We start from the raw sequence: 13,559 nt of genomic DNA on the forward strand, positions 1-13,559 counted from the left end.
GGCCAGCGCAAGCTGGCCGGCATCGCCTGGGGGAGGGCGAATTAGTTCGGCATGATCACCGAGTCGATGACATGGATGACGCCGTTGTCGGCCGCCACGTCGGTCTTGACGACCTTGGCCTTGTCGACCGAGACCGTGCCGCCCTTGGCGCTGACGGTCAGGCTGCTGCCCTCCACGGTCTTGACCGGTCCCGGCTTGACGTCGGCGGCCATCACCTTGCCCGGCACCACGTGGTAGGTCAGGACCTTGGTCAGTGCGGCCTTGTCCTTCAGCAGGGCGTCCAGCTTGGCCTTCGGGATCTTGGCAAAGGCCGCGTCGGTCGGCGCGAACACCGTGTACGGTCCCGGGCCCTTGAGGGTATCGACCAGGCCCGCAGCCTGCACGGCGGTGATCAGGGTGTTGAAGCTGCCTGCCGACTTCGCGGTGTCCACGATGTCCGCAGCCTGCGCGGCCGTCAGGGAGAAGGCCATGAGGCTGCCGAGTACGATCTTCTTCATCTTGCGCTCCTTGGTTGGTTGTACCGTGATTGTCTAAAGAATATTAGCTGATATCGGCGTATTGTCCAGTTGATGAACTGGATAATCCCTTAAATAGTCGGTTCAATTTGAAGACAAGTCCGTGTCGTGAACCGCGGGGAGCGGCAGGACGGCGCTGCGCGCCTGCACGGGTGGGGAGAAGGAGTGAAAGCGGCCCGATTTGCGTGGTACTGTGGCCGCTTGCACTTTCTCAACAAGGGAGCCCTGCATTGAAAAACCTGACTCTTGCCTTGATCGGCCTGGCCGCGGCCACTAGCTACGCGGCGGAAACGCCGAAGTTCGATCCCAAACGCCTGTCCCAGGACGTGAAGGTCCTGTCCTCGGACGACTTCGAGGGCCGCGCCCCGAATTCCGCGGGTGAGACCAAGACCGTCGATTACCTGGTCCAGCAGTTCAAGGCCGCCGGCATGCAGCCGGGCGGCGACCTCGCAGGCGGCAAGCGCGCCTGGACCCAGGACGTGCCCCTGGGCCGCTTCGAAATCAAGGGCCCGGTCACGCTGAACCTGACTGAGGGCGGCAAGAGCCGCAGCTTGAGGCAGGGCGAGGACATGGCGGTGCGCGCCTCGATGAGCGGCATGAAGCAGGTCAGCTTCAAGAACGCGCCGCTGGTTTTCGTCGGCTACGGCGTCACCGCGCCGGAGCGCAAGTGGGACGACTTCAAGGGCATGGACCTGAAGGGCAAGCTGGCCGTGGTCCTGATCAACGACCCGGACTTCGAGACCGGCAAAGGCGAATTCGGCGGCAAGGCGATGACCTATTACGGCCGCTGGACCTACAAATATGAGGAAATGGCGCGCCGTGGCGCGCTGGGCACCATCATCGTGCACGAAACCGCGCCGGCCTCCTACGGCTGGCCGACCGTGAAGAATTCGAACACCAACGTGATGTACGACGTGGTACGCAAGGAGCCGCTCAAGTCGCACGCGCCAATGGAAGCCTGGATCCAGCGCGACCTCGCCGCCAGCCTGTTCAAGTCGGCCGGCCTCGATTTCGAGGCGGCCAAGAAGCAGGCCCAGACGCGCGATTTCAAGCCTGTCGAACTGAAGGGCATCACCCTGTCGGCCGACTACGCGGTCGATGCGCAGGTGATCAAATCGAAGAACGTGGTCGCGATCCGCGAAGGCAGCAAGCAGCCGAACCAGTACGTGATCTACAGCGGCCACTGGGACCACCTGGGGGTAGGCCAGCCGGACGCCAAGGGCGACAAGATCTATAACGGCGCCGTCGACAACGCCACCGGCATCGCCGCCATGCTGGAACTGGCGCGCGCCTACGGCAAGCAGCCGGCGCCGGCGCGCAGCGTCGTGTTCCTGGCGGTGACAGCGGAAGAGAAGGGTCTGCTCGGTTCCGAGTACTACGCCTCGAACCCGCTGTATCCGCTGGCGTCGACCGTCGCCGTGATCAACATGGACGCCCTGAGCCCGCACGGTCCGTCGCGCGACTTCAACATCACGGGCAACGCCAAGCAAGAGCTGCTGGACCAGCTGGTGGCCAAGGCCAAACAGTGGAACCTGAGCTATTCGCCGGACCCGAAACCGGAGGCAGGCTACTTCTTCCGCTCCGACCACTTCCCCTTCGCCAAGCGCGGCGTGCCGGCGCTCTCGTTCGGCTCGGGCATGGACCGCGTCGAAGGCGGCGTGAGGGCAGGGAAGGCCACCGAAGAAGCCTACACGGAGAAGAACTACCACCAGCCGTCGGACGCATTCGACCCGAGCTGGCCCTTCACCGGCATGGCGCGCGACCTGGAGCTGCTGTATGCGCTGGGCAGCGACCTGGCCAATTCGAGCAACTGGCCGAACTGGGCAAAGGAGTCGGAATTCCGCGCGGCGCGCGACAAGTCAGCCGCCGAGCGAAAGTAAGCCAGCCGTTTGACCAGCACGAACGCCACCGCATGCGGTGGCGTTTTTCATTGTGCGCCGCAGACACATGCATACCGCTTTACTGTTGAGTTTTTTGGCGGCAGGTGGATAATCGGCGCATACCGCCGATATTTACAAGAACAATCATGGCTTACTCTTCCGTGCACCGACCGCAGCACACCGCCCACTTCGCCAGGTTGACCGGCATACTGCTGGCCGCCAGCCTGGCCGCCTGCGGAGGAGGTGGGGGCGGCACCCCGGCAACGGCGCCGCCACCGGTGGTGCAGCAACCGCCTCCGGTCACGGCGCTGCCGGGCAGCTACGCCGATCCGGTCCTGTACTCGGGCGCGGCCACGGCCTCGCTGGCCAGCGCGCAGGAGCAGGCCGCCAAGGTCCAGGCCAAGATCACCCTCGACGGCAAGCCGCTCGACTATACCGCCACCACCGGCCACCTGACCGCCACCGACCTGGCAAGCGGCCAGCCGGCGGCCTCCTTCTTCTACGTCGCCTATACCGCCGGCAGCTTGCCCGCGGCGCAGCGGCCGCTCACCTTCTTTTTCAACGGCGGACCGGGTTCGTCCTCGGTCTGGCTGCACATCGGATCGTTCGCACCGCGCCGGCTGGCGACCAGCTTCCCGGCCACCACGCCTGCCGCCGTGGCGGGGAACCTGGTCGACAACCAGGAAACGCTGCTGGACCACTCCGACCTGGTGTTCGTGGATGCCATCGGCACCGGCTATTCGCAGGCGATCGCGCCGCGCACCAATGCCCAGTTCTGGGGCGTGGACCAGGATGCGGCGGCCTTCCGCGACTTCGTGCGGCGCTACCTCGCCGTCAACAACCGGCAAGCCTCGCCGCTCTACCTGTTCGGCGAATCCTACGGCGCGCCGCGCGCCGCCGTGCTGGCCAACCTGCTCGAGAGCGCCGGCGTGCGCGTGGCCGGCGTGATGCTGCAGTCGGCCGCCATGAACTACACCAGCAACTGCGGCATGTTCAATCCTGGCCAGGCCAGCTGCGAAGGCTATATCCCGAGCTATGCGGCGGTGTCGTACTACCACCAGAACGGCAGCCTGCCGACCGACTTCTCGACAGTGCTGCAGAAAGCGCGCGAATTCGCCGCCGGCCCTTACCGCAGCGAAGTCAATGCCTTCATCGCGAACAAGACCGCGCCGAGCGAGGCGAGCATCGCCCAGCTGGTGTCCTACACGGGACTGTCGGCGGCGACCTGGCGCCAGGACTTTTCGATGGTGCCGGGCGCCTACCGCCAGCGCCTGCTGCCGGGCCAGATGATTGGCCGCTACGATGCCCGGGTGAAGGCCCCCAGCGGCAGTGCGCTGACGGTCGACGGCGACCCGTCGCTGACGGTGGTCGGCCCCGCCGTCAACGGCAGCGTCAAGAATTACCTGCAAAACGAATTGCGCTACACGGCGCTCACGAACTACATCGGCTCCAACAACGTGCTGAACCTGTGGAACTTCAGCCACGACGGCAAACCCCTGCCGGACACGATCCCGGACCTGGCCGCGGCCATGACCCTGAATCCCGCCCTGAAGGTGATCGCCATGAGCGGCTACCATGACCTGGCGACGCCTTTCTACCAGACCGAGCTCGATCTGGCACGGCTGGGCCCCGGGGCCGCGATCCAGATCCGCAACTACAACAGCGGGCACATGAGCTATCTCGACGACGAGGTGCGGCGCCTGCAGAAGGCCGACCTGCGCGCCTTCTACAACAGCGTATCGGTGGCACAATGAAGACCATGCCTATCCTGTTTTTGCTGATGATTGCGGTGGGTTCGGCCAGCGCGCAGGAGCCGGTCGGCGACGCCCAGTTGCCGCCGGCCCTGAGGAACCTGCCGCCGGCGCCGCCGCCCGCGGCCGGCGCGGCCCTGCGTGCGCAGGCGCTGGCCAAGCTCGAGGCGCAGTTCCGGGCGGCCGACCGCGACAATAATGGCAGCCTGACGCCCGAAGAAGCCAAGGGCTTCGGCTTCGTCGCCAGGCACTTCGAGGCCATCGATACCGCGCGCCGTGGCGCGGTCAGCTTCGACGAGCTGCGCGCCTACCTCGCACGATCGAAAGCCGAACGGCGTTAGGAAGACAAAAGCGCCACCCGAAGGTGGCGCTTTGCGCATCCGGAAAATCGTCGATACCGCTTCAGGAGGCGGTCTTGCGGCCGCGCCGCGAGGCGAGCAGTCCCGCACCGCCGGCGAGCATCAGCAGCCAGGTGGCCGGAAGGGGGACGGCGGCCGGCGCAATGCCCTGCACGCCGACCGTGAAGCCATTCCAGTGTTCGGCCGTCATGCTGCGCCAGCTCAGCGAGTCGAATGCCCCGGTGAAGCGGATCGTGCCGTGCGGCTCGCCGGTGCCGATCAGGCGGTATTCGAAGTTGCCGCCGCCGAGATCGACCACTTGCTTGGTCACGCTGCCGCAGCCCCAATAGCCGCAGCTGTTGTTGCCGGGCGCGGGGGCCCCAAGGCCACCGCCATAACTGAGGATCTCGAAATCCTGGTTCAGGAAGGCATAGCCGTTGCCGTTCAGGCTGACAAAGGAGAACACCGGGTTGAGAACTGTTTGCGAGAAAGTCAACGTCTGGTTGCCAGCCTGGTTCAGGCCGATGATGTCGGTGCCGGTCGGCGCGTTGTCGACCTGGTCGCTGGTGTATGGCGAGTTTGTCGCGGGATTGCGCGGGGTCCAGTAATCGGCGCCCCCATTGGACTGGAAGAAGGCAATGCCCAAGGCATTGGTATAGGTGACGTTGAGGGTGGTGGTATCGGTGGTGATGGTGCCGTTGCCAGTGAACCCGGGACCGGGATTGGTGTCGTTGCCGGTCCAGTCGGTCCAGTAGACCGGGGCCGCGCTGGCGGCGCTGCCGGCAAGCGCCAGGATCAAGGCCGGGATTGCGCGCAATAGTGTCGTGCCAAAGCGTTGTGTGTTCATAAGTTCTCCCTAGTGTGTCGACTTTTTGCTAGTGATAGTCGGTATGTTATCGCTAGCAACTTTTATACCAATTGGCTAAGCAATTGATTTATAAAGCAGAACACTAGCCAGGAAGAACAGGGCGTTAAATTTCTCGACAGTGGGTCAGCCGACGTGGCGTTTTGAAGTCCTTCACACGCAGCATGCTGCAGGAGCCGAATGCGGAAAAGCTGACCCAGGCCATTGTCGCCTTGGGAAATGCACTAAAGATGAGGATCGTGGCGGAAGGCGTGGAAACCCGGGAGCAGCTGCGCTGGCTGCTCGCCCATGATTGCCGCTTCGGCCAGGGATATTATTCCAGTCCGCCGGTGCCGCCCGAGGATGTGCACCAGGTGATCGAGTGCATCGAAGTGCGCCTGGCCGGCTGAAATGCTTATGCCTTGCGCACGAATTCCGACTTCAGGCTCATGGCGCCGAAGCCATCGATCTTGCAGTCGATGTCGTGGTCGGCGTCGACCAGTCGGATGTTCTTGACCCGGGTGCCCTGCTTGATCACGCCGCCCGAGCCTTTCGGCTTCAGGTCCTTGATGACGGTGACCGTATCGCCATCCTGCAGGATAGTGCCGGAGGCATCACGCCAGACCCGGCCCGCTTCGGCCGCTTGCGCCTCTACCTGCCATTCGTGAGCACATTCCGGGCAGACGTACTGGCCGCCGCCGTCTTCATAGGTGAGGGTGGAGCGGCATTGCGGGCAGGGAGGGAGTGTGTGCATGGCGACCTCGGAATGCAAAAACGCCACCCGGAGGTGGCGTTTTCTGGAATCTTGGTGGCCCGGGGCGGAATCGAACCACCGACACAAGGATTTTCAATCCTCTGCTCTACCAACTGAGCTACCAGGCCAAGAGAGGCATGATTATAGCCAGCGATTTTCATCTGCGCAAGCCCCCGCGCATCCGGCACGCTACAAGGACAGCCGGGCGCGCTGTTGACATCTCGCTATAATGTGTTTCATGACCACCACCTCCGCCCAATACCGCAGCGACGTCTGCATCGTCGGCAACGGCGCCATCGCCAAGACTGCCGCCCTCGGTTTCGCCCAGTCGGGATACAGCGTCACCCTCCTGGTGCCGCCGGCGCGTCCGGCGCCCGAGACGGCGACCCTGTCCGCGGCGGACAAGCCCTGGGACGTGCGGGTCTACGCCCTGAACCACACGGCGCACGACCTGCTGGCCTCGATCAAGGTCTGGGGCGCGCTCGACCTGGCCCGCGTGCAGCCGGTGGATGCGATGGATATCCGCGGCGATGGGCAGCAGGGCGGCAACCTCGGTTTCGACGCCTTCGGCGCCCATGTCGGCACCCTGGCCTGGATCGTCGAGGACAGCAACCTGAACGGCGCGCTGGACGCGGCCCTGAAGTTCGCCGCCAACGTCCAGATTGTCTCCGGCTGCGCCTGCGACCTCAGCTGCAGCGAGCTGGGCGCCGCCGTCGTGCTGGAAGACGGCACGAAGATCGCCTGCGAACTGGTCATCGGCGCCGACGGCCGCGAATCCTGGGTGCGCGGGCAGTGCGACATCGGGGTCGACTACCGCATGTACCACCAGCGCGCCATCGTCACCAATTTCGCCTGCGACAAGCCGCACCATGGCGTGGCCTACCAGTGGTTCACCTGCGCCGACGGCATCATTGCGCTGCTGCCGCTGCCCGGCAACCGCGTTTCGCTGGTGTGGTCGGCCCCGGAAACCCTGGCCGACACCCTGATGGACGAATCGCTCGGCGAGATGGCGATCCGCCTGGCCGAATACGCCGACGACAAGCTCGGCACCCTGCGTCCCCTGCAGCCGGAAGCCGTCAAGGCGGTGCCGCTGGCGCTGGTGCGCCCGCATTCGCTGGTGGCGCCGCGCGTGGCCCTGGTGGGCGACGCCGCCCACGCCGTGCATCCGCTGGCTGGCCACGGCATGAACCTCGGTTTCGGCGACATCGTCGACCTGCTGCAGGTGTTGCGCGAACGCGAAGACCGGCGCGGCATCGCCGACGAGCGGGTGCTGGCGCGCTATGCCCGCAAGCGCAAGGAAGACGTGCTCTTGATGCAATGGGCCACCGACGGGTTGGAGCGTTTGTTCGGCGCCAACCTCGAACCCCTACGCGTCGTGCGTAATTTCGGATTAAACTTGCTCGATAAATTGCCTTCCGTTAAGCGGCGCCTGATAGCGCATGCGATGGGCAAGTAATCCACCCAGAAGCACCACCTAAGGAATTGTCATGTTGAAAACGAAGGTCGCCGTCCTGCTGGCGACGGGCCTGCTCGCATCCTGCGTCGAAGCGCAGAACACCACCGAGGCCACCATCAAGAAGGCGCTCGAACCGCGCCTGGGCGGCGCCAAGATCGAGGCGATCCGCGAGACTCCCTATGGCGGCCTGTACGAAGTGCGCGTGGCCGGCGATATCCTGTACACGGACAAGAAGGGCGAGTACCTGTTCATCGGTCACGTCTACGACACCAAGACCTCGACCAACCTGACCCGCGCCCGCGTCGACGAAATCAACAAGATCAAGTTCTCCGACCTGCCGCTCGAAATGGCGCTGAAACAGGTCAAGGGCAACGGCAAGCGCCAGATCGCCGTGTTCGAGGACCCGAACTGCGGCTACTGCAAGCGCCTGCGCCAGACCACGCTCAAGGACATCGACAACGTCACCATCTACACCTTCATGTACAACATCCTGTCCGAGGATTCGTTCGTGAAGTCGAAGAACATCTGGTGCGCGCCCGATCGCGTCAAGGCCTGGGATGACTGGATGATCAACGGCAAGCTGCCGCCGACCGCGCCCGCCGCCTGCGAGTCGCCGAACGACAAGGTGGTGGCCCTCGGCCAGAAGCTGCGCATCCAGGGCACCCCGGCCATCTTCTTCACTGACGGCTCGCGCATTCCCGGCGCGGTCGACCTGAAGGGGCTGGAAGCCAAGCTCGATTCGCTGAAATAACAATGATGGCCGGCTGAAGCCGGCCACGAGTAAAAGAACAACAACGCAGTCCACAACAGGGAGCAGTACATGGTCACCTTGAACATCAACGGGCGCGACCTCCAGGTCGACGCCGATCCGAGCACGCCCATCCTCTGGGCCCTGCGCGACAACCTCAACATGACGGGCACCAAGTTCGGCTGCGGCGCGGCCCTGTGCGGCGCCTGCACCGTACACCTGGACGGCAACCCGATCCGCGCCTGCGTCACGCCGATCGCTAGCGTCCAGGGCCAGAAGATCACCACCATCGAAGCGATGGAGAATGACAAGGTGGGCAAGGCGGTGCAGGACGCCTGGGTCAAGCACGACGTGCCGCAGTGCGGCTACTGCCAGAGCGGCCAGGTGATGAGCGCCGTCGCCCTGCTGCGCACCAACAAGCGCCCGCTCGACGCCGACATCGACAACGCGATGAGCGGCAACATCTGCCGCTGCGGCACCTACCAACGGATCCGCGCGGCCATCAAGGATGCCGCCAAGACCCTGGCCTGAGGAGCGCGCCATGAAATTCGACTGGATCGACCGCTCCACCGTGGGAGCAGGCCTGTCGCGCCGCGGCTTCCTGAAGGCCGGCGCTGCCGCTACCGGCGGCCTGGTGCTCGGCTTCACCCTGCCGGGCGCCAACCGCTTCGCCCAGGCTGCCGAGGCCAAGGTGTACGCACCCAATGCGTTCCTGCGCATCGCACCCGACAACACCGTCACCGTGATCGTCAACCGCCTAGAGTTCGGCCAGGGCGTGCATACCGCGCTGCCGATGCTGATCGCGGAAGAACTCGACGCCGACTGGTCGCAGATGCGCGGCGAGCTGGCGCCGGCCGGCGAGGTCTACAAGGACCCGGCCTTCGGCATCCAGATCACCGGCGGCTCGGGCAGCATCGCGCGCGGCTACACCCAGTACCGCGAGATCGGCGCGCGCGCCCGTGCCATGCTGGTGGCGGCCGCCGCAGAGCAGTGGAAGGTCGCGCCAGGCCAGTGCACTACTGCCAAAGGCGTGGTGCTGGGCCCGAACGGCCAGAAGGCCAGCTACGGCTCGCTCGCCGAGGCCGCGATGAAGCAGCCCGTGCCCGCCACCGTGGTGCTGAAGGAAGCGAAAGCCTTCCGCTACATCGGTAAACCAATGCGCCGCATCGATGCGCGTGCCAAGTCGAGCGGCCGCCAGCAGTTCGGCATCGACTTCAAGCCGGAGAACGCGGTCACCGTGCTGGTAGCGCGTCCGCCAGTGTTCGGCGCGAAAGTGACGAAGTTCGACGCCGGCGCGGCGCGCGCCATCAAGGGCGTGCTCGAGGTGCTGGAAGTGGACCTGGACCGCGGCGCGCGCGGTGTTGCCGTGTTCGCGACCGGCTACTGGCCCGCCAAACAAGGGCGCGAAGCGCTGCAGGCCGAATGGGATGCGGGCGCCGTCGAGAAAGTCGACAGCGCACGGCAGCTGGACGAATACCGCAAGCTGGCCAAGGCTCCGGGCGGCGCGGTCGCGCGTGCGGCCGACGTTTCGAAGCTGGCGACTTCCGCCCACAGGATCTCGGCCGTCTACGAATTCCCGTACCTGGCGCACGCGCCGATGGAGCCGCTCAACTGCGTCGTCGATCTGAAGGATGAGGCCTGCACGATCTGGGCGGGCACGCAGTCGCAAACGGTCGACCAGCAGGTGGCGGGGCAGATCCTCGGCCTCAAACCCGAGCAGGTCACCATCAACACCATGATGGCCGGCGGCGGCTTCGGCCGCCGCGCGGTCCTGGCCTCGGACTGGATCGGCGATACGCTGCGTGTCGCGAAGGCGTGGCGCGCTGCCGGCAAGAGCGGTCCGGTCAAGCTGGTGTGGAGCCGCGAGGACGACATCCGCGGCGGCTACTACCGCCCATCCTACGTGCACCGCGCCGACCTCGGCCTCGACGCCAATGGCCAGATCATCGCCTGGGACCACAAGATCGTCGGCCAGTCGATCATGGGAGGCACCATCTTCGAGCCGATGATGGTCAAGAATGGCGTGGACGGCAGCACCATCGAAGGCATGGGCGAGCCTTATGCCGTCCCGCTCAATCTCAGCGTGGATGGCGTCAGGCAGAACGTGCCGGTGCTGTGGTGGCGCTCGGTGGGCGCAACCCATACGGCCTTCGTGATGGAGACCCTGATCGACGAGGCGGCCCATGCCGCCAAGGTCGACCCGGTTGCCTACCGCAAGAAGCTGATGGGCGAGAAGCATGCGCGCCACCGCGCCGCGCTCGATCTCGCAGTGGCCAAGTCCGGCTACGGCAGCAAGAAGCTGGCGAAAGGACGGGCCTGGGGCGTGGCCGTGCACGAGTCCTTCGGCTCGGTGGTGGCCTATGTGGTCGAAGCCTCGGTGGTCGACGGCGTGCCGAAGCTGCACCGCGCGGTGGCGGGCGTGCACTGCAACCAGGCGGTGAATCCGCTGTCGATCGAGGCGCAGGTGCAGGGCGCGGCCCTGATGGGACTGGGCATGACCCTGCCGGGCGCCGCGATCACCCTCAAGGACGGCGTGGTCGAGCAGCAGAACTTCGGCGACTACGTGGTGGCCCGTCACCACGAGATGCCGCAGGTCGAGGTCCACATCGTGCCCTCGAACGACCCGCCCACGGGCATCGGCGAACCGGGCCTGCCGCCGCTGGCGCCGGCCTTTGCCAATGCCGTGTTCCGGCTGACTGGCAAGCGCCTGCGCAAGCTGCCTTTCGACCTGGCCACGGCGTAAGGCCATGAAACTGGCCGGTATCCTGCTTGCCGCCGGCCGGGGGCGCCGCTTCGATCCCGAGGGCAGGCGCAACAAGCTGCTGCAGCAGCTGCCCGGCGGCGACCTCGTGGTCGCCGCCAGCGCCCGCCATCTCCTTTCCTGTGTCTCGCGCGTGATCGCGGTCGTCCCGCCCGACGACGGCGGCGTCGCCGCCATCCTGCGTGCGCTCGGCTGCGACGTCGCCATCTGTCCTGAGGCCGATAGCGGCATGGGCGCCTCGCTGGTGCAGGCGATCCGCCATTCGCTGCCGGCCGAGGGCTGGCTGGTGGCGCTCGGCGACATGCCCTATGTCCGGGACTCGACGCTGGCCGCGCTACGCGAAGCCGTGTTGGACGGCGCCGGCATCGCCGTGCCGACCTATGGCGGGCGGCGCGGCAATCCGGTGGCTTTCGGAGCCGAACATCGCGATGCGCTGCTGGCGCTGGGCGGAGACCAGGGCGCGCGCCGCCTGCTGCAAACCTGTCCGGTCACCGAGCTCATCGTCGACGATCCGGGCATCCTGCGCGACATCGACACTCCTTCGGATCTGCTGGCATGACATATGCATGCGATTGTTTCCAGTCCTGGTGAATGCGATTACACTAGGACGCAACCATTGCCGCATGAGCACCCAAACAATATGAAAAAACCTTCCCCTAAAAAGAAGCCCGAGCAGCCCGCCATCCTGTACACCATCGTGCCGAAGGACCTGGCCGGGCACCTGTTCAATGTCACGGTGACGGTGGCGGCGCCCGATCCGGAAGGGCAGGTGTTCGCGCTGCCCGCATGGATCCCGGGCAGCTACATGATCCGCGAGTTTGCCCGCAACATCGTGCGCATCCGCGCCGAGAGCGCCGGCCAGGACGTCCTGCTCACCAAGCTGGACAAGCACTCGTGGCGTGCCGCGCGCGTGGCCGGTCCGCTGACCCTGCACTACGAGGTCTATGCCTGGGACCTGTCGGTGCGCGCCGCCCACCTCGACCAGACCCACGGCTTCTTCAACGGCACCAGCGTGTTCCTGCGCGTGGCGGGGCAGGAAGCGCTTGCCCACCAGGTCGACATCCAGCGCCCCGGCGACCCGCTGGCGAAAAGCTGGCGCGTGGCCACCGCGATGAAGGAACTGGGCGCCAAGCGCTATGGCTTCGGCACCTACGTAGCGGCCAATTACGACGAGCTGATCGACCACCCGGTCGAGATGGGCGACTTCGAGCTGGCCACCTTCAAGGCGCACGGCATCCCGCACGACATCGTGATCACGGGCCGCGTGCCCAACCTCGACATGGCGCGCCTGCAGGCCGACCTGAAAGCGATTTGTGAAACCCAGATCGCCTTCTTCGAGCCGGAGGCCAAGCGCGCGCCGATGGACCGCTATGTGTTCATGACGATGGCGGTCGGCGACGGTTACGGCGGCCTCGAGCACCGCGCCTCGACCGCCCTGATCTGCGCGCGCGCCGACCTGCCTAGCCTGGCGGCGCCAAAGAGCGCCGAACCGGGCGAGGGCTATCTGCGCTTCCTCGGCCTGTGCAGCCACGAGTACTTCCACACCTGGAACGTCAAGCGCATCAAGCCGGCCGCGTTCGCGCCCTACGACCTGCAGGTCGAGAACTACACGCCGCTGCTGTGGCTGTTCGAGGGCTTCACCAGTTACTACGACGACCTGATGCTGGTGCGCGCCGGGATCATCGGCGAAGCGACCTATTTCAAGCTACTGTCCAAGACCGTCGGCGGCGTGCTGCGCGGCAGCGGACGCCTGAAGCAGAGCGTGGCCGAGTCCAGCTTCGACGCCTGGAGCAAGTACTACCGCCAGGACGAGAATTCGCCGAATGCCATCATCAGCTACTACACCAAGGGTTCGCTGATCGGCCTGGCCTTCGACCTCACCATCCGCGCCAAGACGGGCGGCGCGAAGTCGCTGGACGACGTGATGCGGGCGCTGTGGGAGCGTTTCGGACGCGATTTCTATGATGGCGCGGGCCGTGGCGTCACCGAGGCCGAGGTCGAGGCGATCTTCGACGAAGTGGCGGGCACCCGCCTGCGTTCCCAGTTCGAACGCTGGGTGCGCGGCACCGAAGACCTGCCGCTGGCCAAGCTGTACGCCCCCTTCGGCGTCAAGCTGGTGGACGAGCGCAAGGGGGGCAAACCTTCGTTCGACGCCAACATCGGCCGCGACCCGCTGGGCGCCAAGCTGAACCAGGTCCACGAAGGCGGCGCCGCGCACCGCGCCGGCCTGTCGGCGCAGGACGTGGTGATCGCGATCGACGGCCTGCGGGTCAATGGCAACCCGTCGAACGTGGACACGCTGCTGTGCCGCTACCGCGTCGGCGACAAGCTCAAGGTCCATGCCTTCCGCCGCGACGAGCTGATGGAATTCGACGTGACCCTGCAGGGCGACCGCGTGCCGGGCATCACCCTGTCGCAGGCGGTGGCGGGAAAGAAGTCGACCGCATTGAAGCGCCCAAGCAGCGTGTAATGTGTACGGCGGCGCTGCCGCCGTGTTGTTCTTGTAGGGTGG

Annotated in this window: 13 protein-coding genes and 1 tRNA gene; 10 read left to right on the top strand and 4 right to left on the bottom strand. The window is 65.7% G+C overall.

The annotated features are described in order from the left end of the window. Positions 1-41 precede the first annotated feature (41 nt). Positions 42-497, bottom strand: a complete 456-nt coding sequence (locus LK539_RS20475; RefSeq protein WP_227802907.1) for a fasciclin domain-containing protein — start codon at positions 495-497, stop codon at positions 42-44. A 248-nt stretch (positions 498-745) separates the two neighbouring features. Here LK539_RS20475 and LK539_RS20480 point away from each other — a divergent pair, with 248 nt between their 5' ends. The 3 genes from LK539_RS20480 to LK539_RS20490 all read left to right on the top strand — a co-directional run bounded on the left by LK539_RS20480 (position 746) and on the right by LK539_RS20490 (position 4,487). Continuing rightward, positions 746-2,395 (top strand): M28 family metallopeptidase, encoded by a 1,650-nt coding sequence (locus LK539_RS20480; protein WP_227802908.1) that lies wholly within the window; start codon positions 746-748, stop codon positions 2,393-2,395. Positions 2,396-2,541: 146 nt separating this feature from the next. Beyond that, positions 2,542-4,149, top strand: coding sequence for a S10 family peptidase (locus tag LK539_RS20485; protein WP_227802909.1), 1,608 nt, complete (start codon positions 2,542-2,544; stop codon positions 4,147-4,149). Positions 4,150-4,154: 5 nt separating this feature from the next. After that, the gene (locus LK539_RS20490) at positions 4,155-4,487 is read left to right on the top strand and encodes an EF-hand domain-containing protein (protein WP_227802910.1); all 333 of its coding nucleotides are present in this window, start codon (positions 4,155-4,157) and stop codon (positions 4,485-4,487) included. A gap of 61 nt (positions 4,488-4,548) precedes the next feature. Here LK539_RS20490 and LK539_RS20495 read toward each other — a convergent pair whose 3' ends face one another. After that, the gene (locus tag LK539_RS20495) at positions 4,549-5,331 is read right to left on the bottom strand and encodes a PEP-CTERM sorting domain-containing protein (protein WP_227802911.1); all 783 of its coding nucleotides are present in this window, start codon (positions 5,329-5,331) and stop codon (positions 4,549-4,551) included. Positions 5,332-5,492: 161 nt separating this feature from the next. Between LK539_RS20495 and LK539_RS20500 the strand changes: the two genes are divergently transcribed. After that, the gene (locus LK539_RS20500) at positions 5,493-5,738 is read left to right on the top strand and encodes an EAL domain-containing protein (protein WP_227802912.1); all 246 of its coding nucleotides are present in this window, start codon (positions 5,493-5,495) and stop codon (positions 5,736-5,738) included. Positions 5,739-5,743: 5 nt separating this feature from the next. Here the strand turns inward: LK539_RS20500 and LK539_RS20505 are convergent, their stop codons facing one another. Both LK539_RS20505 and LK539_RS20510 read right to left on the bottom strand, forming a co-directional pair. Beyond that, positions 5,744-6,082 (bottom strand): zinc ribbon domain-containing protein YjdM, encoded by a 339-nt coding sequence (locus tag LK539_RS20505; RefSeq protein ID WP_227802913.1) that lies wholly within the window; start codon positions 6,080-6,082, stop codon positions 5,744-5,746. A gap of 52 nt (positions 6,083-6,134) precedes the next feature. Further along, positions 6,135-6,210 (bottom strand) — tRNA-Phe (locus LK539_RS20510). Between the two features lie 110 nt (positions 6,211-6,320). Between LK539_RS20510 and LK539_RS20515 the strand changes: the two genes are divergently transcribed. From LK539_RS20515 to LK539_RS20540, 6 genes are all read left to right on the top strand, one after another. Next, complete coding sequence (locus tag LK539_RS20515) at positions 6,321-7,538, top strand: FAD-dependent monooxygenase (RefSeq protein WP_227813662.1); 1,218 nt, start codon at positions 6,321-6,323, stop codon at positions 7,536-7,538. A gap of 31 nt (positions 7,539-7,569) precedes the next feature. Next, positions 7,570-8,289 (top strand): DsbC family protein, encoded by a 720-nt coding sequence (locus tag LK539_RS20520; protein WP_227802915.1) that lies wholly within the window; start codon positions 7,570-7,572, stop codon positions 8,287-8,289. Between the two features lie 69 nt (positions 8,290-8,358). After that, a complete protein-coding gene (locus tag LK539_RS20525) occupies positions 8,359-8,817 on the top strand; it encodes a (2Fe-2S)-binding protein (protein WP_227802916.1) in 459 nt (152 codons plus the stop codon). Positions 8,818-8,827: 10 nt separating this feature from the next. After that, complete coding sequence (locus tag LK539_RS20530) at positions 8,828-11,029, top strand: xanthine dehydrogenase family protein molybdopterin-binding subunit (RefSeq protein WP_227802917.1); 2,202 nt, start codon at positions 8,828-8,830, stop codon at positions 11,027-11,029. A gap of 4 nt (positions 11,030-11,033) precedes the next feature. Further along, positions 11,034-11,606: an NTP transferase domain-containing protein gene (locus tag LK539_RS20535; RefSeq protein WP_227802918.1), complete on the top strand. Its 573-nt coding sequence runs from the start codon at positions 11,034-11,036 to the stop codon at positions 11,604-11,606. A gap of 81 nt (positions 11,607-11,687) precedes the next feature. Further along, positions 11,688-13,517 (top strand): M61 family metallopeptidase, encoded by a 1,830-nt coding sequence (locus LK539_RS20540; RefSeq protein WP_227802919.1) that lies wholly within the window; start codon positions 11,688-11,690, stop codon positions 13,515-13,517. The last annotated feature ends 42 nt before the right edge of the window (positions 13,518-13,559 follow it).

It is taken from the genome of Massilia sp. IC2-476 (assembly GCF_020707295.1).
Classification (GTDB): domain Bacteria; phylum Pseudomonadota; class Gammaproteobacteria; order Burkholderiales; family Burkholderiaceae_D; genus Telluria.